Source organism: Actinokineospora cianjurensis (genome assembly GCF_003663795.1).
Lineage (GTDB): Bacteria > Actinomycetota > Actinomycetes > Mycobacteriales > Pseudonocardiaceae > Actinokineospora > Actinokineospora terrae.
The window spans coordinates 609,185-633,133 of record NZ_RCDD01000001.1; the positions used below are offsets into that span (position 1 = coordinate 609,185).

Annotated in this window: 17 protein-coding genes; 7 read left to right on the top strand and 10 right to left on the bottom strand. The window is 69.4% G+C overall.

The window, feature by feature from the left end:
• Positions 1–53: 53 nt before the first annotated feature.
• From CLV68_RS02810 to CLV68_RS02820, 3 genes are all read right to left on the bottom strand, one after another.
• Positions 54–563, bottom strand: a complete 510-nt coding sequence (locus CLV68_RS02810; protein WP_121389028.1) for a hypothetical protein — start codon at positions 561–563, stop codon at positions 54–56.
• Positions 560–6,400, bottom strand: coding sequence for an RHS repeat-associated core domain-containing protein (locus tag CLV68_RS02815; protein WP_121389029.1), 5,841 nt, complete (start codon positions 6,398–6,400; stop codon positions 560–562). Before CLV68_RS02815 ends, CLV68_RS02810 begins: the two co-directional genes overlap by 4 nt.
• Positions 6,401–6,476: 76 nt before the next feature.
• Positions 6,477–12,452, bottom strand: coding sequence for a LamG domain-containing protein (locus CLV68_RS02820; RefSeq protein WP_121389030.1), 5,976 nt, complete (start codon positions 12,450–12,452; stop codon positions 6,477–6,479).
• Between the two features lie 336 nt (positions 12,453–12,788).
• Between CLV68_RS02820 and CLV68_RS02825 the strand changes: the two genes are divergently transcribed.
• Both CLV68_RS02825 and CLV68_RS02830 read left to right on the top strand, forming a co-directional pair.
• A complete protein-coding gene (locus CLV68_RS02825; protein WP_121389031.1) occupies positions 12,789–13,529 on the top strand; it encodes a DddA-like double-stranded DNA deaminase toxin in 741 nt (246 codons plus the stop codon).
• The gene (locus CLV68_RS02830) at positions 13,526–13,969 is read left to right on the top strand and encodes an Imm1 family immunity protein (RefSeq protein ID WP_121389032.1); all 444 of its coding nucleotides are present in this window, start codon (positions 13,526–13,528) and stop codon (positions 13,967–13,969) included. The genes CLV68_RS02825 and CLV68_RS02830 overlap by 4 nt, the downstream gene beginning before the upstream one ends.
• Here CLV68_RS02830 and CLV68_RS02835 read toward each other — a convergent pair.
• The 3 genes from CLV68_RS02835 to CLV68_RS02845 all read right to left on the bottom strand — a co-directional run bounded on the left by CLV68_RS02835 (position 13,966) and on the right by CLV68_RS02845 (position 17,418).
• Positions 13,966–15,099, bottom strand: coding sequence for a macrolide family glycosyltransferase (locus CLV68_RS02835; RefSeq protein ID WP_121389033.1), 1,134 nt, complete (start codon positions 15,097–15,099; stop codon positions 13,966–13,968). The genes CLV68_RS02830 and CLV68_RS02835 overlap by 4 nt on opposite strands.
• A gap of 198 nt (positions 15,100–15,297) precedes the next feature.
• On the bottom strand, positions 15,298–16,476 hold the full coding sequence (locus tag CLV68_RS02840) for an RtcB family protein (protein ID WP_121389034.1): 1,179 nt from the start codon (positions 16,474–16,476) through the stop codon (positions 15,298–15,300).
• A 42-nt stretch (positions 16,477–16,518) separates the two neighbouring features.
• The gene (locus tag CLV68_RS02845; protein WP_121389035.1) at positions 16,519–17,418 is read right to left on the bottom strand and encodes an AurF N-oxygenase family protein; all 900 of its coding nucleotides are present in this window, start codon (positions 17,416–17,418) and stop codon (positions 16,519–16,521) included.
• Between the two features lie 138 nt (positions 17,419–17,556).
• Between CLV68_RS02845 and CLV68_RS02850 the strand changes: the two genes are divergently transcribed.
• The 3 genes from CLV68_RS02850 to CLV68_RS02860 all read left to right on the top strand — a co-directional run bounded on the left by CLV68_RS02850 (position 17,557) and on the right by CLV68_RS02860 (position 19,989).
• Positions 17,557–18,519, top strand: coding sequence for an SDR family NAD(P)-dependent oxidoreductase (locus CLV68_RS02850; RefSeq protein WP_121389036.1), 963 nt, complete (start codon positions 17,557–17,559; stop codon positions 18,517–18,519).
• A 76-nt stretch (positions 18,520–18,595) separates the two neighbouring features.
• Positions 18,596–19,183 (top strand): glucosaminidase domain-containing protein, encoded by a 588-nt coding sequence (locus tag CLV68_RS02855; protein WP_121389037.1) that lies wholly within the window; start codon positions 18,596–18,598, stop codon positions 19,181–19,183.
• A gap of 140 nt (positions 19,184–19,323) precedes the next feature.
• Positions 19,324–19,989, top strand: coding sequence for a sigma-70 family RNA polymerase sigma factor (locus CLV68_RS02860; RefSeq protein WP_121389038.1), 666 nt, complete (start codon positions 19,324–19,326; stop codon positions 19,987–19,989).
• 204 nt (positions 19,990–20,193) lie between these two features.
• Here the strand turns inward: CLV68_RS02860 and CLV68_RS02865 are convergent, their stop codons facing one another.
• The 3 genes from CLV68_RS02865 to CLV68_RS33640 are packed head-to-tail and all read right to left on the bottom strand — an operon-like array spanning position 20,194 to position 21,030.
• The gene (locus CLV68_RS02865) at positions 20,194–20,532 is read right to left on the bottom strand and encodes a nucleotide pyrophosphohydrolase (protein WP_121389039.1); all 339 of its coding nucleotides are present in this window, start codon (positions 20,530–20,532) and stop codon (positions 20,194–20,196) included.
• Positions 20,529–20,870: a PASTA domain-containing protein gene (locus CLV68_RS34905; protein ID WP_246009643.1), complete on the bottom strand. Its 342-nt coding sequence runs from the start codon at positions 20,868–20,870 to the stop codon at positions 20,529–20,531. The genes CLV68_RS02865 and CLV68_RS34905 overlap by 4 nt, the downstream gene beginning before the upstream one ends.
• Before the next feature lie 10 nt (positions 20,871–20,880).
• Complete coding sequence (locus tag CLV68_RS33640; protein WP_170224045.1) at positions 20,881–21,030, bottom strand: hypothetical protein; 150 nt, start codon at positions 21,028–21,030, stop codon at positions 20,881–20,883.
• A 195-nt stretch (positions 21,031–21,225) separates the two neighbouring features.
• On the opposite strand from CLV68_RS33640, the gene CLV68_RS02875 reads away from it, so the two are divergent.
• A complete protein-coding gene (locus tag CLV68_RS02875) occupies positions 21,226–22,926 on the top strand; it encodes a sensor histidine kinase (RefSeq protein ID WP_121389040.1) in 1,701 nt (566 codons plus the stop codon).
• Entirely contained in the window at positions 22,923–23,561 is a 639-nt protein-coding gene (locus CLV68_RS02880) for a response regulator (RefSeq protein ID WP_121389041.1), read from the top strand. The genes CLV68_RS02875 and CLV68_RS02880 overlap by 4 nt, the downstream gene beginning before the upstream one ends.
• On the opposite strand, the gene CLV68_RS02885 is transcribed toward CLV68_RS02880, so the two are convergent.
• Positions 23,558–23,755, bottom strand: coding sequence for a hypothetical protein (locus CLV68_RS02885; protein WP_121389042.1), 198 nt, complete (start codon positions 23,753–23,755; stop codon positions 23,558–23,560). The genes CLV68_RS02880 and CLV68_RS02885 overlap by 4 nt on opposite strands.
• Positions 23,756–23,949 lie beyond the last annotated feature (194 nt).

Below are 23,949 nucleotides of genomic sequence, written 5' to 3' on the forward strand. Positions count from 1 at the left end.
GGTCCGTGGGAGTCGTCCCGCCGCGATCACGGCCGGGACGACTCCCACCTCGATCAGGACTTGCCGACCACCTCGGCCCACCGCAGCGGGACGAACTCGGAGTCCCACGCCGGGGTGTCCCGGTCGATCTCCTGCCGGGACGCCTCCCCGTACGGCGGGCGCACCTCGGGCAGGCCGGGGATGTCGCCGGTCCAGAACGAGCACCGCTGGGCCTGGAGCTCGATGTCGCCACCGCCTGAGATCATCCCGAGGCTCGCGGTGACCCTCTCCCCGATCTCGAAGGCCGAGGAGACGATGAGCCGCGGCATCGGGTTCCACCGATCCCCGGGGAATTGCCAATTCAGGTTGCGAACGCCGGACAGCAGGATCAGTCCGGCACTGCCCTCGTCGAGCTGGAGGGCGCCACGGAGGTCCACGAGCAGGGCGAGGGTCGACCAGGGCAGGTCGAGCCAGGCGTCTACCAGCTCGACCTCCTGCAGCGAGTCTTGCTCAAGCAGGTAGGTGTCCTCGATGCCGCCCACGGCTCGCGCCTGGGCTCCCACGAGCAGGTCGCGGATCCTCATGATCCTCCCTCGATCGGGATGTGCCGGTACGGGTGCGACGTGGGAATACTATTGCCGGTGAGGGGGTGAATCGGGTCCCTCATCTTGTTGAGGTAGCTGACGTAACCGTTCGGGTACTGGTACTTCCCCTTGGTCACCGGTTCCATTACGCGAACGTAGAAGACCTTGGGATCAACACCAGGTGTGCCGGGCGGGATGTGGTAGATCAGGCCCTTTCCGGTATCGGACAGCTCGCCGGGGCCCATCCCGCCGGGGAGGTCTTCGCCGTTGGGGCCCTTGAACTTCCTGGGCATCGGTGTGGACTCGGCCGCCTCTTCCGCCGCCTTGGCCGCCTTCGTGCCCTTCGCCACTCTGGCGGCGTCGACGCCGACCTCGATGCCCTCCTCCGCGACCTTGGCGATCTTCGCCGCCTTGCCGAGCGGGGGCATGGCGGTGTTGAGCAGCGCCATGCCGCACGCCGAGGTGAACCCGAAGTCCTTCCCGCACTCCACGTACTCGCCGACGAAGAACTCGAGGACGTCCTTCACGGTGAGCGGTTCGGGCGCCTTCGGTGCCTGGCTGAACGAGTCAGGGCACCGCGGCACGGCGGGCGAACCGCAGGGGAAGATCTCGTGCAGCTGCGAGCGCGGGATCCCGATGTACTGACCGGTGCAGTCCAGCACCGGCCCCACCCCGCCAGGGATGGCGTTGCAGTTGCCCTCGACCGAGTAGATGTCGATGCGGACGTCGTACGACTCCCAGCTCTTGGTGTTGAAGTTGTGGTACAGGCCGCGCTTGTAAGGCCCGTGTCCCGAGTTCGCCAGCGGGTTGACGGAGTTGACGAAGGTCAGCTTCGGTCCGCCGCTCATGACCACACCGGTGACGTTCGGCTTGCCGCCGTAGCGGATCTCCTGGCCGGGGTTGTCGTAGTCGGCGATGAGACCGGTCGGGTCCGACGCGGTGACCGGCGAGTTGCCCGCGTAGGCGTAACCGGTCCACGACACGGGGTCGGTCAGGTCAAGCAGCGGGTCGACGCTGACGAACCTGCCGTTCGCCGAGTCGTACTCGCGGGCGCCGATGTGGACGAGTCCGCTCGGGTCGTTGGTCCCGCCGACGAAACCGCGTTCCCCGGCCAGCGCGGGCACGGCCGTTCCCCGTGACCCGCCGAAGGGCAACTGCCACCGCTTGGACACGGTCATCGACGAGGAGTCGACCGCGATCGAGGCGCTGCCCTGGTGGTCGCCCGCCAGCCAGGTGAGCTTGCCGCCCTGCCGCATCGCGACGACGGTGCCGTTGTGGCGGTAGTACCGGGTGACGGTCGGGGTCATCGAGCCCGCGGCCAGCCGTACCTCCTGGTCGCCCAGGTAGAGCGTGGTCGAGTCGGCGTCCTTGCGGAGCAGCCGGACGCCACCGGTGGTGTAGATGGTGGTGCTGACCTTCGGGCCCTCGGTGACCTTGGCGAGCTTGCCCTCGACGTCCCAGTCGAGGGTCTGGTCGCGCCCACCGGCCGTCCGACCGGTGGTGTTACCGACGGCGTCGTAGCGGAACGAGTCGGTGGACGTCGCACCCGCCGGGGTCGACACGGACACGGTGCTCAGCCGGTGCGGTTTGGTCGGGTCGGTGTAGTTGTAGGTGCGCGTCGTGTCGCCCGCCGCGGTATGGCCGATCTCCTTGGTGCGGTTGCCGGACAGGTCGTAGGTGTAGGAGTTCCAGTACGGCGCCGGTCCGGTCAGCGCGCTCGCGCTGGGGTTCTGCGCGCAGTCGGCGTTCGGCGTCCACGCCTCGGTGAGCCGCTGGAGGTGGTCGTAGCGGAAGCACTGCCGGTCGACCGTCCCGCCCTGCGGCTGGTCGGTGATCGACAGGATGTTGCCCGCGGCGTCCCTGGTGTAGTTGACGTCGGCCTGCGACGGACCCGCGGTCTCGGTGTCGACGATGGAGCGCCGCAGCCTGCGGGTGTCGCTCTCGTAGATCGAGGTGATCCACGCCCGGTTGTGCAGCGCCGGGTCCCCGATCTCGACCCGCTGCTCCTCGCCGTACTTGGTGTACAGCGTCGAGGAGACGATGTCGTCCACACCGGCGTTGGAGAAGCTCGCCCTGCCGAGCGCGTCGAAGTTGTTCACCACGGATTCGCGCGCGACGTTGGCCGCGGTCACCGCGGGCATGGTCTCGCTGGCGACCTGGCCGTCGAAGGTGTAGCCGTAGTCGCTGGTGTAGGTGCCCTGGAGGGGACCCTCACTGGCCGGGACCACGACGGACGCCTTCGAGATCTGGCCCATCGTGGTGTAGGAGTCCACCTGCGTGGTGTAGGCGTTGCCGTCGACGAAACGGGTCGCGGCCGCGGGCAGGCCCTTGCCGTTGACCGCCGTGTCGTAGGTGAACTGCTGGCGCAGCGCGCCCGTCAGCGATCCCTGCCGGACCTCGGTGGTGCGGCCGAGCAGGTCGTACTTGTAGGCGAGGGTCTGGTTGCGGCCGTCAGTCGACGACTCGACCTGGTTGACGGCGTTGTACGCGGTGGTCGCCGTGCCCGAGTCCGGGTCCTCCTTGCGGACGACGTTCCCGCGCGCGTCGTAGAACCACCGCCACTCGGTGCCCGCCGGGTTGCGCATCGTGGCCAGCAGGCCGTTCTTGCCGTAGGTGTAGGTGGTCGCGTCGTAGGCGCCGGTCGGCGTCGTCCCCCGGTACTGGCGGGACTCGGTGGTGCGGCCGAGCGCGTCCATGACAGTGGTGATCGGCGTGGCGCCCTGCGGCGGGGTGACGTGCACCCGGTCGCCCTCGTAGGCCGTGGTCGTGCGCCACCGCTCGGTGCTGCCCGACTTGTAGATCGAGGCGACCTCGCGGCCGACGCCGTCGAACTCGGTGAAGGTCAGCCCCGGGATGTCCACATCGGACCCGACGGACAGCGTCGTGTCGACCGCGCCGGAGTTGAAGTAGGGCTGGGTCCGCTTGTACGCCCGCCCCTGCGAGTCGTACCGGGTGTCGGTCAGCAGCCTGCCGCCGTCGGTGGGCACCTGGTGCTGCCGCTCCCGGTAGAGGCCGTCGAGGATGGAGGTGCTGACGGTGTAGAGACCGCTCGGGGTGATCGCGGACGTCGTCACCGCCGACGGACTGTCGTTGCGGACGGTGTAGGCGTACTTCACCGAGGCGCTGTTGCGAGCGCGCGGCCGGTTGGGCAGCCAGACCTGCGTCGTGCGACCGAGCGCGTCGAAGTCGGTCTCGGTGATCTCCGAGCGGGCGCCGACGGTCTTGGTGATCAGGCCGCGGACCGGGTGGAACGTGGTGGTGCTGGCCAGACCGAGCTCACCGGTCGACTTCACCTGGGTGACCGGCCCGCCGTCGGCCGGGGTGTAGGCGATGGTCGAGCGGGCGCCCTTGGGGTCCTTGAAGGTCAGCGGCCTGCCGTAGCGGTCGTAGGTGGCCTCGGTCGAGGCGGTGTAGGTCGTCGGCGCGCCTGCCGCGTGCTCGCGCAGGCCCTGCACCTGGGTCACGTTGCCGGTCGCGGGGACCGCGCCGAAGTCGGCGCCGTCGTAGGCGAAGCGGCTGTCGGACAGCGCGTCGACCGGGAACACCGGGGTGACGCCGCAGCCGACGGACACCGTCTCGACCCTGGTGGCGTAGCTGATCAGCCACTTGGTCGTGTTGTAGCCGTAGGTGGTGGTCGAGCAGGTCTCGTCGCCAGCGACCTGGGTGTCGCCGAGCGAGCTGACCCTGGTCACCTGCCCGTAGGTGTCGTAGCCGAACTCGGTCCTGGTCTTGCGCCACCCGGCGCCCAGCGCCGTCCACGCCTCCTGCGACCCGACACCGACCACGTAGGACTTGAGGCTGTCGCGGGTGGCGGTGGGCCCCTGCCAGGTCGGGGTCGAGAACGCCTTGCTGACCACGGTCTCGCTCTGGCCGAGGTGCTGCTGGGACTCGTACTCGATGCCCTGCAACCAGTCCTCGTCGACGCGGGCGGTGCCCGCCGAGTCGGTCACCGTGGCCGAGCGGGTGCCGGTGGGGAGCTTGTCGCCGTTCATGCCGCGGTAGAAGCGTTGTTCGGTCATGGTGATGGGGCTGGCGTCGTCGGCGGTGCCCTTGTGGGTGCGGACCCGGCCGTAGCCGCGGTACTCGTCCCAGGTCTTGTCGGTGTCCTTGGTGAACTCCGAGGTGTCGCGGTGCCAGGCGGCGCCGTCGAGGTACTCGTAGCGGGTCACCTGGCGCGGGTTGGCGAGGACCTGACCGGCAAGGACGCGGTCGGTGGCGGTGACCGTGTCGACGACGTACTTGTGGAAGTAGTCGGTGCGTTCGGTGAAGTCCTTCTTCGCCCACTTCGCCGGGAAGCAGCGCAGGGTGTTGGTCTCGGGGTTGGCGGGCATCGAGGTACCGGGGACGCAGTTCGGTGCCGCGTAGGCGATCTCGGTGACGCCGCCGGACTCGGCGACCACGGCGGTGACGCGGTAGCGCATCAGCGGGCCCATGCCGGAGACGGTGTCGACCCGGTTGGCCATCGGCCGACCTTCGAACACCACCGGCGGCAGGGCGATGGCCGCGGCGCCCGCGGTGGCTGCGGCGTGGCCGGTGTGCTGGACGCTGCGCAGCCAGAGGGCGGGGCGCTCGCCGTCGCCGGTCGTCGGGAACTGCTGGTCCAGCGCCCAGGAGTCGACGTCGACGAGTGCGGTGCCGTTCCAGGTGCGGGCGATGACCTTGGTCAGCATCTTGGTGGACCAGAACGTCGGCGAGTGCTTGCCCGCGCACGTCGCGGTGTCGCACTTGTCGGTCCACGGGACGTCCGGCCAGTTCGCGGGCTGGGCGGCGGTGCAGGTGCTGCCGCGCACGCAGCGGTCGGCGGTGACGAAGTCGACCACGCCGAGGGCCTGGCCGGGCAGGTCGTCGCGCAAGCCGTACTCGGCCTTGAGCAGGGTGCCGCCGCGGATGTAGGAGACGGCCGCGTTCTGCAGGTTCTGGCCGTAGGAGTTGGTCTCGGTCGCGTAGCTGTAGACGATGGCGTTGCCGCGGGGGTCGACGACCTTGTCCAGGTTCCACCGCCACGCCTGCGTGCACGACGAGGCCGCGAAGGACGAGCCGTTGCAGGGCTCCCCCGCGTCGTCGCCGTAGACCGGCACGGTCCAGGTGGAGCTCGAGGTGGGCCGGGAACCGTAGAAGTACTGGGTGCCGTCGAGCGTGGTCACCTTCCAGTACTCGCCGTTGTTGTCGCCGTTGCCCGCGCCGGTGAGCCGCTGCACCCGGCTGCCGTCGTCCTGCTGGAAGCGGAACGTCGTCTCGTCGACCTTGATCAGCACGCCGCCGGTCGCCGAGACGGCGTTGTCGCTGCGCCAGCACATGTCACCGGTCTTGGGCGGCGTCGTGCCGCCCGCGGTGTCGGCCGAACAGGGGCCGTAGGCGCGCTGGATGAACCCGACGCCGAGGTTCCACCCGTCGCCGACCCAGGACGCCTGGTTGTTCGTCGCCGAGGTCAGACCGTCCACAGCGGACGAGCGGTAGGACAGGCTCAGGCTCGGCGTCAACCCGCCCGGCACCTGGGGTACCGGCATCGGGTAGGACCAGGCGAAGTCACCGGTCTGGGTGGAGACGTTCCACGACGCGGACGCCGAGAGCGGGGTCGCGGTCGAACTGCCGCCGCCGTCAGCGCTACCGCCCGCGGTGCTCTGGTTGCCGGACAACGCGTTCTGCGTCGCCGGGTCCACCGGCCTCGCCTGCATGCCACCTGAGCTGACGGCCACCGACGGGATGTCGGGCAGCCCGACCCCGGGTGCCCCCGCCGTAGCGGGCGATGGGCCCGCTACCGCAGTGATCAGCGACGCGCCCAGCGCCACCACCGCGACCCTGGCGGTCAGCCGGGTCGTTCTCCGCGCGGAACCCACTACGCAATCCCCTCGATCTGTTGGATGACAGCGAAAACCGGGTGGCGCGCTGCCCCAGCGCGCCACCCGGCGTCGATCAGCTCGCGCGCAGCGCGATCTCGGTGTCGGGCACCATGCCCTGGTCGACCCGGACCTCGTCGACCGTGCCGATGAAGGTGTTGCCCGGCTGGCCGTTGACCTTGCCGCGGGCGACGGTCAGCGGGCCGGTCGCCGCCCAGGTGCGGGCGCCGCTCGTGACACCGGCCAGGGTTCCGTCGACGTAGATCCGGAACTGGCCGAGGCCGTGGTCGTACACACCGGTGAGGTGCGTCCACTTGCCGGTCGTCGCGGGGATCACCGACTGGGCGACGACCCATTGGGCCGCGTCCGTGTCGGTGACCGGGGCGCCGAAGACCCAGGCCCCGTCGTTCGCACCTGTGGCCCGGTAGCCCAGTGCGAAGCCGCTGGTCCTGGCGCCGTCCTGGCTGACGGCGGTGACGTCACGGTCACGGCGGTTGAGCTGCACCCAGGCGGAGACGGTGAAGCTGTCCCGGGTGCTGACCAACGGGCCGGAGGCGACCGCTACAGGACCGGTGTAACCGACCAGCGCGCGGCCCTTGGGCCCGTCGGTGTAGATGGCGCCGGTCATGGCCAGGTCGTTGCCCGCCCCGGAGGAGTCGGCACCGGAGTTGGCGTTGAAGGTGTAGGCGCCGCGTGCGAGGGGAGCCCGGTCGTCGTGCACCCGGCGGACCTCGCCCGCGGTGAGCGCCGAGCCGAAGACGCGCACGTCGTCCACGCCACCGCGGAAGAACGCGGCGAACGCGCCGTTGACCTTCGCCCGGCCGACGGTGAACGCGCCGTCGACGTCCAAGATGGACACCCCGGTGCGCGCGACCGCGAGCAGGCCGTTGACGTAGAGCCGGACCTGCCGGTTCGGCGCGTCGTAGGTGAGCGTCAGGTGCTGCCACTCACCCACCGCGGCGGTCTCGGCACCGGACACCACGGTCGTGGCCGGGTTGTCCGCGTCGGCGCCGGGAACGACGACCGCCCACTTGTCGCCCCGGTACTGCACGGCGAAGGTGCTGGTCCGGTTCGCGTCCTGCCCGAACACGGTCCGGTTCACCGACCCGGGGCTGTCTGCCTTCGCCCACGCCGAGACCGAGAAGCTGCGACTGGTCTCCACGACCGGCACCGAGCTGTGCGCGGCACCGCTGACCCCGCCGAGCACCAGGTTCGACCCGTTGACCGACGCGTCACCGTAGGCGGTCAACGTCTGGTTCTTCCCGCTGGAGTCGACCAGCGCCGTCCCCACGGTCTCGTTCAGCTGCCACGCGCCACCGTTGGCCGTGGGCAGCGTCCCGTTGGTGTTGTCCGCGACGTTGGCCGGGTAGCTCTGCCAGAGCGAGGCGACCCGGGCCTTGTCGAAGACGCCGCTGTAGAAGCGGACGTCGTCGATCTGGCCGGACCAGTAGTCCGAGGGCTCACCGGCGAACCGGCCGCGCCCGAGCACGAGGCCACCGTTGGCGCCCCAGCTCGACAGGACGGTGCCGTCGCCCTCGCGGACGCCGTTGACCCAGATCCGGGTCTTCTTCGACACCGAGTCGTAGGTGCCGACGAGGTGGACCCAGGTGCCGAAGTCGGCCGAGGCCGCGGACACCGACGCCTTGGTCACCTCGGTCTCGCCGGAGTACTCCGGCATCTCGAAGGTCCAGCGGCCGTCCGGGTTCTGCCCGTCGATGACCAGGCCGAGCCGGAACTTGCTCTTCGCGGTGTCGTCCTGGCTCACCGCGGTCCACATGCAGAAGCTCGCGGCGCACTCGGTGGCGTTGGCGGGCTTGTCGATCTTGAGCCAGCTGGCCACGGTGAAGCTCTTGTCGGTGGCGAGCGCCAGTTTCGGCGTGGTGGCGATGTCGTCGGTGCCGTCGAAGGCGGCCGCGTTGCCGACCCGGCCGGGCACGTGCCCGACCCCACCTGTCATGGTCGCGGGGAAGGACCCCACGGAGTCTGCCGCCACGGCACCGGAGGGCTCGTCGAGCCGGTAGTGGTGCACCAGCGAGGTGTCCCGCCCGGCCATGGCCCGCACCTCGTCGGAGAACAGCGACCGCGAGTAGACGGCCACGTCATCGATGGCGCCGGGGAAGTAGTCGGTCAGGTTCCCGTTGAACTTCGACCGGCCGATGGTGAACTTGCCAGCCGGGTTGGTCCACGTCTGCGGGTGCGCCGCGGAACCGGTGAGCTCACCGTTGACGTAGAGCTGCACCAGCTTGGCGTCGGCGTCGTAGACCGCGGCCAGGTGTGTCCACACACCCACCTGGATCGCGGGTCCGTAGGCGCGGTCCTGGCGGGGACCACCACCCGTGGCGTCGGCACCGTGCATCACGAACGCCCACCGGCCGTCCCAGGTGGCCTGCACCTGGAACGCGCTGGCGGTGGTGCCGTCCTGCGAGACCACGGACGGGTTGCCGCCGACGCGGTCCAGCTTGGCCCACGCGGCCACCGAGAAGCTGCGGGTGGCGTCGACCAGGTTGGGCGCCTCCACCGCGCCGGTCCCGTCCAGGCGCACGGCCAGGTCGGAGTCGGTCGGCTGCTGGCTCTGACCCGCGGTCCAGTCGACGGTGCCCACGGTGGTGCCGTGCTTGCGGTCGAGTTCGTCGCGGGCGTCGCCGTCGAACTTGTAGGACGCGAGCCGCACGTTGTCGCCCGCGACGATGCCGCGGACCTCGTTGGCGCCCAGCGCCCGGGTGTAGGCGCGGACCTCGTCGACGGAACCGGCGAGATAGTCCACCCACGAGGTGCCCCACTTGGCGCGGCCGACCTCGAACTTGCCGTCGGCGAACCACAGCGGCTTGTCGATGGTCGACTCCGAGGCCAGCTCACCGTTGACGTAGAGCCGGACCTTGCGGTTGACCGCGTCCTGCACCGCGGCCACGTGCGTCCACTCGCCCGCCTTGACCGGGGTGCTGTCGTAGGCGTAGGCGGAGGTGGCCTGGGTGTCCTTCTCGGTGGTCTTGACGTTCCACTCCGGGACCCACGTCCCGTTGCGGTTCATCCCGCGCACACCCACGATGACGCCGCTGGAGCCGGTCAGCCCGGTCTGGCTCACCACCGTCATGGCCGCGTCGCCCTCGGGCAACCTCGCCAGCTTGACCCACGCCGCGACGGTGTAGTTGCTGTCGGTGCGGACCTGCGGGGCGTAGGTCTCGGCGGCGATGTCGACACCGGTGAGCACGAGGCTGTCGCCGACGGCGCCTGGCTCGTAGGCCACCTTGGGAACGTTGCCCGCGTTGTAGCCCTGGCGCGGGATCAGCTCCTCGCCGGTGGTCACCGCGTTGGCGTTGCTCTCGTCGTCGAACTTCCAGTGCCCGGAGGTGACGTTGTCGCGCACCACGGCGCTCTTGATCTCGTTCTCGCCGACCGCGCGGTCGTAGACCTGGACCTCGTCGAACCGGGTACCACCCGCGACCACCTTGCCCGCCGAGCGCATCGCGCCCATCAGGAAGTCGCCGGTCGTGTTCCACGGGGTGTAGGGCACGGCGGTCTCACCGGCGAGGTCGCCGTTGACGTAGATGCGCAGCTTGCCCGCGGTGGCGTCGTACACGCCAGCCAGGTGCGTCCAGGTCTTGGTCTGCACCGGGACAGCCGCCTCGACGCCCCTGAGCTCGGTGCTGCTGTCGGAGACCGCGGCCCCGAACACCCACTTGCCGCCGAGGGCGGGCTGCGCCGGGTCGTTCGGCTTGTACCAGAGCGCGGCGCCGGTCTGCTGGGAAGCGGACTGGCTCAGCACGGCACTGGCGACCTTGGGGTAGCCCTCGATGCGCGCCCAGGTGGCGAAGGTGAAGCTCTCGTCCGTGCGCACGGCGTTCGGGGCGGTCAGGTTGAGGTTGCCCTGGATGGAGTGCGCCAGGCCGATCGCGCCCTGGATGTAGGTGACGTCCTGCACCGAGTTGGCCCGTGCGTCGCGGGAGCCCAGGTAGGCGGTGTCCTTGAAGTTGCCCTCCAGGGACCACTGCGCGAGCGGACCGGTGCCGGGGCGAACGTAGAAGTGGTGGGTGGTGACCGGGGAGCGGTTGCCCGCGCGGTCCACGCTCTGCACGAACAGGTCACGGGGACCGTCACCGGGCGGCGTCAACCGCACGGTGGCCGAACCACCGAGGGCCGGGGCGGCGACGAACTGGTCCGCGGGGTCGGTCCAGCCGTAGCGGTAGCCCGCGACGTCGTTGACCGCGGTCCCGCCGAAGGTGTCGGAGACGCCGTTCGAGCTGAAGGTGAAGTTGCCCGCGACGCCCGCGCCACCGTGCCAGCGGTTGTCGGCCGGGTAGAGGGTGGCGTCGATGAGCGGCGCCTTGTTCGGGATGACGGTGTCGATGTAGAAGGTCTGCGGGCCGGGTGCGTGCGCCCCGACCGAGCCCGCGGAGTCCGCGGCGCCTGCCGACCAGTACACGGACTGGCCGTGCCGACCGGCGAACGGGATCCGGTAGCTGGCCGCGCCGCCGGAGGCCACCAACGGGTTGCCGTTGTACTGCACCAGGGTGCCGTCGAAGCGGGCGTGCCACTGAGGGGACACGCTGTCACCGTCGGGGTCGGAGAAGTTCGCGATCAGGTACGCCTCGGAGCCGCCGACGTACGGGGTGCTGCCGCACAGCGCGCACGCGGTCATCGGCGGGTCGGTGCGCAGACCGGTCGGCGCGTTCGGCGGGTTGTTGTAGGTGATCGTCAGCTTGGTCATGGCCGGGTCGTACTTGCGCCACGCCAGGTCGTCGGTCTCGCTGACCGCCTGCATCATGTACGCGGTCGGGCCCGCGCCGTTGTAGACCTCGTTGACCCGCACGTCGCGGCGCCACTCGACGCCCTTGCGCCCAGCGCAGCCGGGCTCGCGCTGCGACCCGACCGCGGCGTTGCCGACCTTGAACCCCAGCGGCGGCTGGCTGTTCCAGCTGGTGCTCGGGGTGATCTGCGCCCAGGTGACCCACAGGTCGTGGCTGGCGGTGCCGCAGTCGGGGCCGTAGGCGGACGCGCTGGTGAACTGGACCAGGCTCACCGGCGCGGAGCCGATGAACGCGGTGTCGAACTGGAAGTACGACCGGGTCACCAGCTTCTGCTGGTACGCCTTGCCGACCCGCGCCGACGGGTTCGGGATCCACGGCTTGGTGTCCGGCTCGGAGTTGTAGCCGTTCCAGTGCGTGCCGTTGCGCATGCTCGTGGTGCCGTCGTCGTAGATCGTGGTCCAGCCGGAGCGGTCGAGGGTGCGCAGCGTCGGGTCGATGATGACCGGGAAGACCGTGTCGGCCGCGGTGAGCATCGCCTGGTCGGGGACCAGCGACAGCGAGTCCGCGCCGGCCTCGACACCGACCAGGGCCTTGCCGAGGCCGGGGTTGTCGGTCTCGACCCGCGGCTTGGCGTCCCACATGTACGACTCACCGGAGGCGAACACGGTTTCACCGGCGGCGTCGACACCCTCCAGGCCGCCGATGCCGACCTCGCGCAGGGTCACGCCGGTGGACTTGAGGCCGAGCTGGAGGCGGGCCAGGGCGGGGTTTGCGGCGGCCTCGCGGGTCTTGACCACGAAGTGCTGGGCGTACCCGTCGACCTGGGCGGTCATCTTCAGGTCGACGCCGGGCAGCACGTCGGCGTAGGTCGCGGTCGCGCCGTCGACTGCGGGGGCGGGCAGGACGCCCGGCCAGGTCAGCTCGACGCTCTTGTCGCCACGCCCCAGCCGCACGACCGGCTTGCCCGCGCCCCCCGTGGAGAACGCGATGTCGGCGACAGTCGCCACCGGCCGGATGACGCCACCTGCGGAGCGCAGGGTCGGGTCGGGGTCGACCCAGCCGGTGCCCCTGCGGACCCGGGTCGGGACGACGCTGAACTCGGCGCGCATCTGCCCGTCCGGCTGCGCGTAGACGGTACGGGTCTCCGCCCGCTCACCGACCACCTCGACCGGCGTGCCCTGCACCCTGGCCGCGGTCATCGCAGCCACCGCATCCGGCGCCTGCGCCACCGGCGCACCCACAACGACTTCCGGCCTACCGGACACCGCGACAACGGCCACAGCGGACAGCGCGGCAACCGACAACACGGCCCCCACACCCCGAACAAGCGCGCGCGAACGCGCCGTCGACTGACGACGAAACACCTGACCCCCAGGTCGGCTCAAACGCCGCCAGGTGTGGCGACAGAGCAGAAATGTCCAGGAAGTGAATATCAACAACAACTCCGGCCGTGCGGAAGTGGTCGAGATAACACCGATTTAACCTGTGATCCACAATGGCGTCATGCTGGGCCTACTGGGCGAACATCCGCAGCTAGAGCCCTATTTCTGCTGCGGATGACACCCCCGCAACGAGATGGTCCGTCCGGGCGATCCTGATCGAATCCTCTCCGCCGGCGTCCAAGCTCTCCTTAACCTGCCAACGTGTCGATCCCCGACCACATCAAACGGCTGCACACGACCCAAGAACGCCTCAACGGCGCGCGGCAGAACCTCACCCCGCCCACCGAGTGGGTCAGCGAGGCCGAGCAGGTCGCTGGCTACATCTTGGGCTATACAGCTAGGTACGCCCCGGTGATGGGCGCCCTCGAAGCAGCCCGACGGCAAATCGACGCCTTACGCGGCTTCCTGACCGAGGTCGAACGCGCCGTCGAAGCCGCGATAGCCCACCACACAGGGCAGATGGCCACGTCGACCCCTAGCACCTCTGGCCCGCCACCCTGGGTGGCCAATATCCATGGTGACCGCTACCCGGACCGGGTGAATCCCTATCACGATGCTCTTCCTGTTCGCGTAGTGCGAGGTAAGAAGATGCAGATCGTCGGTCTTGTCCAACTCGACGGCAGAGACTTCGGGGCGATCACGGCGACCCGGAGTGACTCGTGGGCCGACTCGGTCGCCCGACGGCTGGCAGAGTTGGGTGGCAACATGAACCTGTTCAACCACGTGGAGATGAAGACCGTGGCCATGATGCTCGAAACTGGCGCGAAACACGGGCAAGTTATCATGAACCACGCGCCCTGCGGTTCCGAACGCGGACATCCTCCAGGCTGCGAACAGGCCCTGCCCTCCTTCATCCCGGCGGGCCGTTCGCTCACGGTGCTGGGAACGGATGCCCAGGGCAATCCATTCGAGCGGACGTACCACGGAGAGGGAACCAGATGACGGATGACATTCCACCCATCACCCACCTCGGATTCATCTCCATGGACACGATCCCGACGGGAACAGATCTCGTCAAGGAGGTGCGAGCACTCAATGCGGCAGGAGTGGAGATCCCGTGGATGTGGGTGCTCACCGAGGAACGGATGGACTTCAGCGACGAGGCACAGCCCGCGCTCGCATTCGGCGTGCACAACGAGGTCGGCGCGGTGCAGTGGCAGATCGGCGGGGAGACGTTTCTTCCTGTCGGGGGCGCGAATCCCGAGTGGGTCGCTTACTGGCTGGCAGGATTCCACGAGTCTTATATGCGACCGCACACCGAAGTGACCGTCGAGACCGCGTTGAGTGCCGTGGCGGAGTTTCTGGAGACTCGGCGACGGCCGACGTGTGTGGAGTGGCGGAGAGGGGAGTCGTTGGTTGAGGCGCTGGAGGGGGCGGACTAGGTCAGGGACTCGATGATGTCGGCGGCTTTGGTGGGGCCGCCGGAGGTGTGGGTTTCGGTGCGGAAGGCGGCGAGGTTGGCGCGGATGGTGGGGTCTGTGGTGATGTGGTGCAGGTCGGACCGGAGGCGGGTGGGGGTTGCCTCTTCCATGGGGAGGTGGGTGCCCAGGCCGAGTTCGGCGATGCGGGGGGCGTTGAGGAATTGGTCTACGGCCTGGGGGACGGCGATCATGGGGACGGCGAAGTAGAGGGCTTCCATGGTGGAGCCCATGCCCGCGTGGGTGATGAAGGCGTCGGCCACCGCCAGGGCGTTGACCTGGGGGATCCACTGGACGACTTCGATGTGCGGGGGGACGGGGCCCAGGGACGCGGGGGCGATGTGCTTGCCCACCGAGAGCAGGACGTGCCAGCCGGCCAGGTCCGCGAAGGCTGTGACGCAGGTGCGGTAGAAGTCCGGGCGGTTGGTGTAGGCGGAGCCCAGGCTGATCACGAGGACCTTCTTGCCGGGTGGCGGGGTCCACTTTCCCTGGTGGGTGCGTTCGTCGATGCCGGGGCCGACGAAAGTGTATTCGGGGCCTACTGTTTCGCCGCGGATCTGCCAGGAGCGGGTGATGGTGACTATGCAGCGGCGGGGGGCGTGTTTGATTTCCTCAGTGGTCAGTGACACGCCACAAGAGGCCACGAAGGCCGAGAACTCAGCATCCATTTCGGCTATTTCGGGGTGCACCGAGGAACCCAGGCCGAAGTACTCGCGCCAGCCCTCGAACGCGACATAAGTGGGCGACAGTTGGACCGCGGGGACGCCCCACTTGGCGGCCAGGACGGGGGCGTGCCAGGCGCCGATGTCGTAGACGACCGCGTCTGGCTCGTCGCCCGCGTACAGGGCCTCCACCTGCGGGGTTACCGCCAGGAACTCGTCGTGGAACAGGCGTTGGGCGCCGACCTCGTCGTCCGGCCAGTCGGCCTCGCCGGACGGGAAGGTGGACGAGTGCGGCAGGGCCTCGGCGCCGGCGGCGGAAACCGCGTCGGTGAAGTCCTGGCGAACCGCGAAGGTGACCCGGTGGCCGCGCCGGACCAGTTCGGCGACAAGGGCGAGACTCGGGTTGACGTGACCGTGCGCGGGGACGGCCATAAACGCTACATGCACAGCGAAGCTCCTCACTCCGAAATGAACAAGGACGACGGAGGGCCGATTACCGGTACAGGAGCACAAGCAACGCTACCAGACACGCAGGCGCCCAATCCCGCGTTTTTCCAGCCGCCACTGGTAGACAGAGGGCATCCGGATGGGCAGGCAGCGAGCTGCTTCCTTACCCACCCGGATGGGGGTTCACCCCTTCACGCAGACGACCTGCTTGAGTCGGGCCACGACCTCGACCAGGTCCGACTGCGCGCGGATCACGTCGTCGATGTCCTTGTACGCCGCCGGGATCTCGTCGACGACGCCACTGTCCTTACGGCACTCGACTCCCGCCGTCTGGACCGCCAGATCCTCTGCGGTGTAAGCCTTCCGGGCCTTCGTGCGCGACATCCGACGGCCTGCGCCGTGCGACGCCGACGAGAACGAGTCCGGGTTCCCGAGCCCGCGGACGATGTAGGACCCGGTGCCCATCGACCCCGGGATGATGCCCATGTCGCCGAGCCCGGCCCGGATCGCGCCCTTGCGGGTGACCAGCACGTCCTCGCCGAAGTGGGTCTCCTCGGCGACGTAGTTGTGGTGCACCGAGATCGGCTCGTCGAACCGCACCCCGTGGAACCGCTTGCGCAGCACGTCGCAGACCAGCCGCAGCATGACCGAGCGGTTGCGCCGCGCGTAGTCCTGCGCCCAGTACAGGTCGTGCCGGTAGGCGGCCATCTGCGGCGTCCCGGCGATGAACACCGCCAGGTCGCGGTCGGGCAGCCCCTGGTTGTGCACCAGTTCCTGCGCGATGCCGATGTGGTGCTGCGCCAGGATGTTGCCGATGCCGCGCGACCCCGAGTGCAGCATCACCCAGACCTGCCCGGACTCGTCCAGGCAGACCTCGATGAAGTGGTTGCCGCCGCCCAGGGTGCCCATCTGGACCAGCGCCTTGCCGCTCTCGCGCTTCACGACCGGCGTCAGGTCACCGAACGCCTTCCAGAACTTCTCCCAGTCGGCCGCGTCGCGCGCGGTGAACGCCTCGCCCTTGTGCGACGCACGGCCCACCGGCACAGCGGCTTCCAGCGAGGTCCGAAGTGGAGCGAGCGACTCGGGCAAGTCGTTGGCCACCAACGACGTCCGGACCGCGGTCATGCCGCAGCCGATGTCGACGCCGACCGCCGCGGGCGACACGGCGCCGCGCATGGCGATCACCGAGCCGACCGTGGCACCCTTGCCGTAGTGGACATCGGGCATGACGGCCACGTGCTTGTAGGTCCACGGCAGCGCGGCGATGTTGCGGAGCTGTTGCATCGCGACGTCTTCGACCTGCTCCGGGTCTGCCCAGAGGCGGATGTCGACGTTCGCGCCGCGGATCGTGGTTGCTGCCATGCGCTGAAGGCTAAGCGAGACAACGCCTGCGGCACGACCGGATTAGCGCAGCAGCCCCGCCCGCTGCCACAGCCGCCGCGACGGCCCGCCGATCATGCCGGTCTCGGTGAGGAACTCGACGACCTTCTCCACCATCCAGCGCCGGGTCTGCTGGAAGTGCGGATTCGCCCGCGCGACCTCCCGGCCGACCCGGGGCGCGATCCCGACTGCCTTGTAGACCCGCGGGTTGACCAGGGCGTCCATCACCGCGATGGCCGTTGCCGCGGTCGCCAGCCGGTGCCACTCCAACTCGGCGCGGTTGAGGCCCGGCACGCCGCGGATCACCTCTTCGCGCGCGTACCGGACGTGCCGCGCTTCCTCGATCACGTGGATGCGGTTGACCATCCTGATCAGCGGCTGGATCGCCGTGTCGTCCATTGTGGACCGCTGCAACCGGTCCGTCGCCTCCTCGGCGACGAGCACCGCGGCGAACATCGACGGCCCGCCCGCGATGGCCTTGTAGACCCGGCCCAGGTTGTGCAACAGCCTGCCGGGGCCGTAGTTCGGCGTGCCGAAGCGGGCGATGGCCTTGGCGAACATGATCGAGTGCCGGGTCTCGTCGCCGACCTCGGTCAGCGCGTACTGGGCGTGCGGGCTGCGCGGGTCGAGGTCGTAGGCGTACCGGATGAGCAGCTGCATCAGGATGATCTCGAACCACAGCCCGACCCCGGCGATGCTGGCCATCTCGTGCTTGGACAGCTCGATCCGCTGCTCCTCGCCGAGCCCCCGCCACAGGTCGGTGCCGTAGAGCGAGACCCGCTCCATCGGCATGTACGCCTTCTCCCGGTCGAGCGGCGCCGCCCAGTCGATGTCGACGAACGGGTCGTAGGAGGTGCGCGCGGACGCGTCGAGCAGGCGGGAGCTCACCTGGTCGGCGTCCTTCGGTCGAAGTACACGAGCCATGGTGTTTCCACCCTCCGGGTCCCGAGGTCAGGAGTGTTACGTCAGGTAACAGTTACTTGTCGTCCAGGGTCACCGAAAACTGGGGGGCCTGTCAAGGAGAACCGGCGGCGGACCGGGCGCCGGACTAGCGTCGGGACCATGAGTGCGGCGACGAAGATCCTCGACACTGTGCTGGACCGGGCGGTCGTGCCGGGCTACACCAAGATCGGGTACGAACTGCGCAGCAAGTTCTGGGCAGCCGACCCGACCCCCGGCGCGCTCGAGGGGAAGACGGCCGTCGTCACCGGCGCCAACTCCGGCCTCGGCAAGGCGACCGTCGCGGCGCTCGCAAAACTGGGTGCCTCCGTGCACCTGGTCGTCCGCGACGCGGCGAAGGGTGAGCGCGCCCGTGACGAGATCGCCGAGGACGTCCCGAACGCGCACCTGGAGATCGGCGAGTGCGACGTGTCGAACCTGGCGAGCGTCCGCGAGTTCGCGAAAGCCTTCACCGCCCAGCACGGCAGCCTCGACGTCCTGGTGCACAACGCAGGCTCACTCCCGCCGAGCCGCAGCGAGACCCCCGAGGGCAACGAGGTCACCCTCGCCACGCACGTCCTCGGCCCGTTCCTGCTGACCGGCCTGCTGCGCGAACCCCTTGCCGCCGCCAAGGGCAGGGTCGTGTTCGTGACCTCCGGCGGCATGTACGCCGCGCGCCTGCACAGCGAGGACCCGCAGTACCGCCAGGGCGAGTACAAGGGCGGCAAGGCTTACGCCAGGACCAAGCGGATGCAGGTCGTGCTCGCCGAGCAGTGGGCGCAGCGGCTGGCCGACACCGGCGTCACCGTCCACAGCACGCACCCCGGCTGGGCCGACACCCCCGGCGTCAGCGGGTCGCTGCCCGGGTTCAACAAGGTCATGGGCCCGCTGCTGCGCACCCCGGAACAGGGCGCTGACACGATCGTCTGGCTCGCCGCGGCCGAGGAGCCGGGTCACTCGACCGGTGGGTTCTGGCACGACCGCCGGATCCGCCCCACGCACTACCTGCCGTGGCAGCACGACGACCCGCAGGACCGCAAGGAGCTCTGGGACCTCTGCGTCCGGGCGACCGGATTGGTGATCTAGTCACCCACAAGGCCACCAGCCACGACCGGGTGAAGGTCAGATTGCGGTGCCGCTGACCTGCGCAGACGCTCGAAGCATGGGTAAAAGACATCGCATCGCAGCCGCAGTCCTCGCCGTGACCGCGCTAGTGCTCGGTCCGGCCCAGGCAGCCGCCGCCCCGCCCGGCAAGCCCAAGACCGCGCACGCCAAGAAGCTCGCCGCGGCGTACCTCGATCGGGCGGGCCCGCTGGCCCGGGCCGTCGCGGTCGAGTTCGGCATCCCCGCGTCGGTCACCGCAGGACAGTCGATCCTGGAGTCCTCCTGGGGGCAGAGCAGGCTCGCGGTCACCGACCAGAACTTCTTCGGCTTCAAGTGCCTCGCGACCGGGCCCGGCCCCATCGCCGTGGCCTGCCACGACTACCCGACCACCGAGTGCACCCCCGACTGCCACCAGGTCCAGGCCCTGTTCCGGGTCTACGACTCGATGCTGTCGTCCTTCCGGGACTACGGCCGCGTGCTCTCTACCAGCAAGAACTACACGGCAGCCCTACCTCTGAAGCATGACCCCAACGCGTACGTGACCGAGGTGGCCAAGAAGTACGCGACCGACCCGAACTACGCGGCCAAGGTCATCCGCATCATGCAGGAGAACAACCTCTACCGACTGGACGCGCCGTCGCCCTAGGTAGTCGATCAGACACGATCGGCATCGGTACCGAGAAAGTTGCCCCCCAGACAAAATAGGGTCCCTAGTCCTGTATTTCGCGCTACCCCCCGCGCTCTGTTAGGGGTGAGAGTCAACGCCCTTGGCGCAGGAGGAACGCGATGTTGTGCACGGTGGAGCTGGACGAGGAGATCGCCGCACTAGAAGCGTCGTTTGGCCGCTGCGTGCCGCAACAGCAGGCCCGCTATGGCGTCCACTTCCCTACCGTCGCCGACCGCGACAACCTGGACCTGGTAGTCGCAGCCGCGATCGGTGGTGACAACAGCGCCACTGAGCAGCTGCTCATCTTCTTGCGCCCGCTGGTGCTGCGGTACTGCCGGGCGAAGCTGGGCAGGCTCCCGCGCTCGTTCGCGACCGCCGACGACGTCGCGCAGGAGGTCTGCGTGGCGGTGTTCCGCGCGCTGCCCACCTACCAGCAGCTGGGCAGGCCGTTCCTGTCCTTCGTGTACGGCATCGCCGCGCACAAGATCGCCGACGTGCACCGGGCCAACTCCCGGGACAAGTCGGACCCGATCGCCGACACCCCGGACACCGTCAGCCTGGAGGACGGCCCGGAGCAGATCACCCTGCGGCACGAGCTGGTCGAGCAGACCGGCGCGCTGCTGCGGACGCTGACGCCGAGGCAGCGCGAGATCCTGGTGATGCGGATCGTGATGGGCATGTCCGCGCAGGAGACCGCCGAGATCGTCGGCACCACCGCCGAGGCGATCCGCGTCGCCCAGCACCGGGCGCTGAACCGGCTGCGCAAGACGCTCGCCAGGCACTAGAGGCACGAGAAGCACTAGAGGCACGAGGGCGGCTAGAGGACTTCCGAGGGCGGGAGAACCGCCAGCCGTGGTCCGGTCGGGGGGACCGGACCACGGCTGGCGTGAGACTCGTCCGGTGTGACTCGCGGGGGGCGAGCCGCACCGGGCGTTGGGGGGAGGACCGCTGGTCGTGGCCTGTGGGGGATGGGCCACGACCAGCGGTTTTCAGCGCTCTAGGGCGGTGCGGCCGACACCCGGCGGGAACCGGGTCTCGTTCCGGTCGATCTTGGCGTTGCCCGCGGCGATGAGGTCTACATCGAGCACGTCAGCCAACCGGACCAGGTAGAGCAAGACGTCCGCCATCTCGTCTTCGATGCGGGCACGCGCATCCGGGTCAGTGGGTGCTGCCTCGGCCTCTTCCGGTGTCAGCCACTGGAAGAGTTCGTTCAGCTCCCCCACCTCCCCGGTCAAGGCCATGACCAGGTTCTTGGGGGTGTGGAACGGCCCCCAGGCGCGGGCGTCGGCGAAGGCTCGTTGCCGGGCGGAGAGTTCTTCTAGGGTCACGGGTCCGTCTTCTTCTTCGACCGGAGCAGGATCTTGTCCGACTGCGGCACGGACTTGCCCGCCGGCGGGATCTGCTCGACGACCACCCAGTTGCGGTCGACCAAGAGTTGCCTACCTTGCCCCGTTGAGTCTTCCTCGGTCAGGTAGTAGAACCCGGCTTTCTGCATGGCGTCTTGTGCTGCCTGGTGGTCCATCCCGACCACGTTGGGCACTTCGGCGTTCTTCACGGCCGAGCTCGGCGGCGCGAGGGTCGGCGGCTCGGGGATCTGGGTCGGGCCAGGACCGCAGGCCACGACGGTGAACAGGACCAGGACGGCGGTGAGCGCGCGGGTCGTCACCGTTCCATGATCAGCGATCCCGACCGGCCACGCCAGCCGCCCGCCTGCGCCTGGCCTGGTGCCACGCGTCCAACTCCACGATCGCCGGGCCGAACGCCATCAGCAGCAACAGGCTGATCCCCAGCACCGCGCCAACCCACACCAGCACCGCTACCACCATCACGCACCTCCGTTTGACGTGTTTCCCCTGCTCAACCAGCGTGCGCCTGGACCGGGGTGTCGCGAATCGGCCGGAGAGGTACGGCGCACGGGCCAAGTGGTCGGTCCTGGTCCGAGCAGGTTCGGCCGATCGGCTGATGCCCGAGCGCCGGTCGACCGAGGCGCCGGGCGCGCGAGGCGCCTACGTTTCTCAGCCATGGAGCTGCTCGCACCCACCCGCCGCTGGCTGGCGGGGCTGCTGGGGATGGCCTACCTCTTCGACGTGGTGGTCAACATCGGTAGCGGTGTACCGGCGGAGGCGCTGGTGCCGGTGCCACTCCTGGCGTTCACGCTGGTGGCGCTCGCCCGACCCGTTCTGGGGGTGGCCGGGGGCGCGCTGTGGCTGGTCGGGGTGTCCGTCGTCGCCCTGGCCACCGGCGTGGGGATCTCGAGCAGGGTCGGTGTGGAGGGCTTCCTGCTCTCCGAGACCGTGGCCATCGGCGCGCTGGCGGCGATAGCGGCCTGGCGGAGCCGGGCGGGTAACGCGGTCGCGCTGGTGGGGCTGCTGGCGACGGGAGGGGCGGTCGCCGCCCTGCTCCGGCAGTTGGCCCTGAACTACGACCCGGACATCGCGTTCGCCGAGGTGGTGCTGTCGGTCCTGAGCGGCGCCGTCGTCGTCGTAGGCGGTTGTCTAGTCGGCTACGCGCTGCGTGCACACGAGGAGCGCGGCTCGTTGACCAAGGCGGGCGACCTGATCCGGCGGCAGTGGCCGTTGGCGTTGGCCCTCGCCGTGCTCAACCTGGTCGACCTGACGAGCACGGCGCGGCAACTGGCGGGCTTCAGCCTGGTCTACATCGCGCTGTTCCTGCTCATCGCGGGGACGGCGGTGTGCGCCGTGCTCAGCCCGACGGCGCCGCTGCGCTACGCGGTCATCGCGACGGTGGCGATGCTGGCCGCCACCATCAGCCTCACGCCGATGATCTTCATCTTCGGCTACGACGACCAGTTCCCGGTCCCGATCAGCATCGCGGGCGCCCACATGGCCCTGGTCGTCTACCTCGTGCGGCACGCGAGTCGCACGGACGCGGCGGTCGGCATCGCCGCGTTGGCAGGCGTGGACGTGATCTCGGTCGTGTCCGTGGTCGGCGTGGTGGGGATGCGCCGGGAATTCCTGCTGATCGCGGCGTTCCTGCTGGTGGTGTCGATGGCGACGGGGCAGTACTTCCGGTCCCGGGACCGGGAGCGGGCGCAGACGGTGCGGGTGGCGGTCACCGGGGCGCAGCAGGCGGAGCGGATGGCGCTGGCCAGGGAGTTGCACGACGTCGTGGCGCACCACGTGACGGGGATCGTGGTCGCGGCGCAGGCGGCGCAGTTGGTCGGTGACGCCAACCCGACGGCGGCGGTGCACGCGCTGGGGCGGATCGAGGCGGCGGGCGGGGAGGCGTTGGCGGCGATGCGGATGCTGGTGGGCAGCATGCGCGGCGCCCCCGTGGCCGGGGCCGAGGGACAGGCGACGATGGACCTGGCCGCCGACCTGCGGTCGTTGGTGGACAACTTCCACGGTCCCGAGATCGACATGAGCCTGGACCTGCCGGTGTCGTTGCCCCCGGAGGCGGGCCGGTCGGTGCTGCGGATCGTGCAGGAAGCGCTGACCAACGTCGGCAAGCACGCCCGCGACGCCCACCTGGTGACGATCACCATCGGCGTGGTCGACGACGAACTGCGGCTGCGGGTCGCCGACGACGCCACCCGCGTGGAGATGCGGCCGCCCGGCGGCTCCGGCGGCTACGGTCTGGTCGGCATGCGGGAGCGCATCGACCTGCTCGGTGGCCGGTTCACCGCCGGACCGGGTGACCCGAACGGGTGGGTCGTCGACGCCGGGTTCCCGCTGCGCACCGACCGGAAGGGCTCAGCATGATCCGCGTGCTCATCGCCGACGACCAGGAGATGGTCCGGGTCGGCTTCCGGATGATCCTGGAGTCCCAGGAGGACATGTCGGTCGTCGCCGACGTCGCCAACGGCCTCGACGCGGTGTCGCGGGCCAGGGAACTGCGCCCCGACGTGTGCCTGGTCGACATCCGGATGCCCGGCATGGACGGCCTGGCCGTGACCAAGACCCTGGCCGGACCCGACGTGGTCGACCCGCTGAAGGTCGTCGTGGTGACCACCTTCGACCTCGACGAGTACGTGCACACCGCCCTGGCCAACGGCGCCAGCGGCTTCCTGCTCAAGGACGCAGGACCGGCGCTGCTGATGGAGGCGGTGCGGGCCGCCGCCCGGGGGGACGCGCTGGTGTCGCCGCAGATCACCGTGCGGCTGCTGCGGCACTTCGCCGCGCCCACCCCGACCGGCGCGAACCCGCTGACCGAGCGCGAGACCGACGTGGTCCGGGCGACGGCCAGGGGACTGACCAACACCGAGATCGGCCAGGAGCTGTACCTGTCGCTGTCCACGGTGAAGACCCACCTGGCCGCCGTCCAGGGCAAAATCGGCGCCCGCAACCGGGTCGAGATCGCCGCCTGGGCGTGGCGAACCGGCCTGATGACCGACTAGGCCGCCAACTTGTCCCTGGCCTCGGCGGCGACCGCGGCGAGCCGGTCGAGGCTCTCGCGGGTCATGACGATCTCGAAGCCCTCCATCCGCCCGCCGAAGTACACCGACATGGCCGACGGCCCATCGGGCGAGTAGCTGATTTCGCACCCGTCGTCGATCTTGGCCCAGGTGTTCATGTGGAAGCTGGAGTGCATCGCGTTTACCTCTTTCGTGAGGGAGTTGGCACGGAAAGCGTGCGGCGTGATGCAACAGGTCCGAGGGTCCGCAGCGCAAGCTTTCACCGGGGTCATTCACCCGTAAAGGCCATGACAACAGCGTTGTATTGCAGGCTGCTCGTCGGGACACTTTCACCGCGAATGCAAGATTCCCGACGAACGAGGAGCAGGCG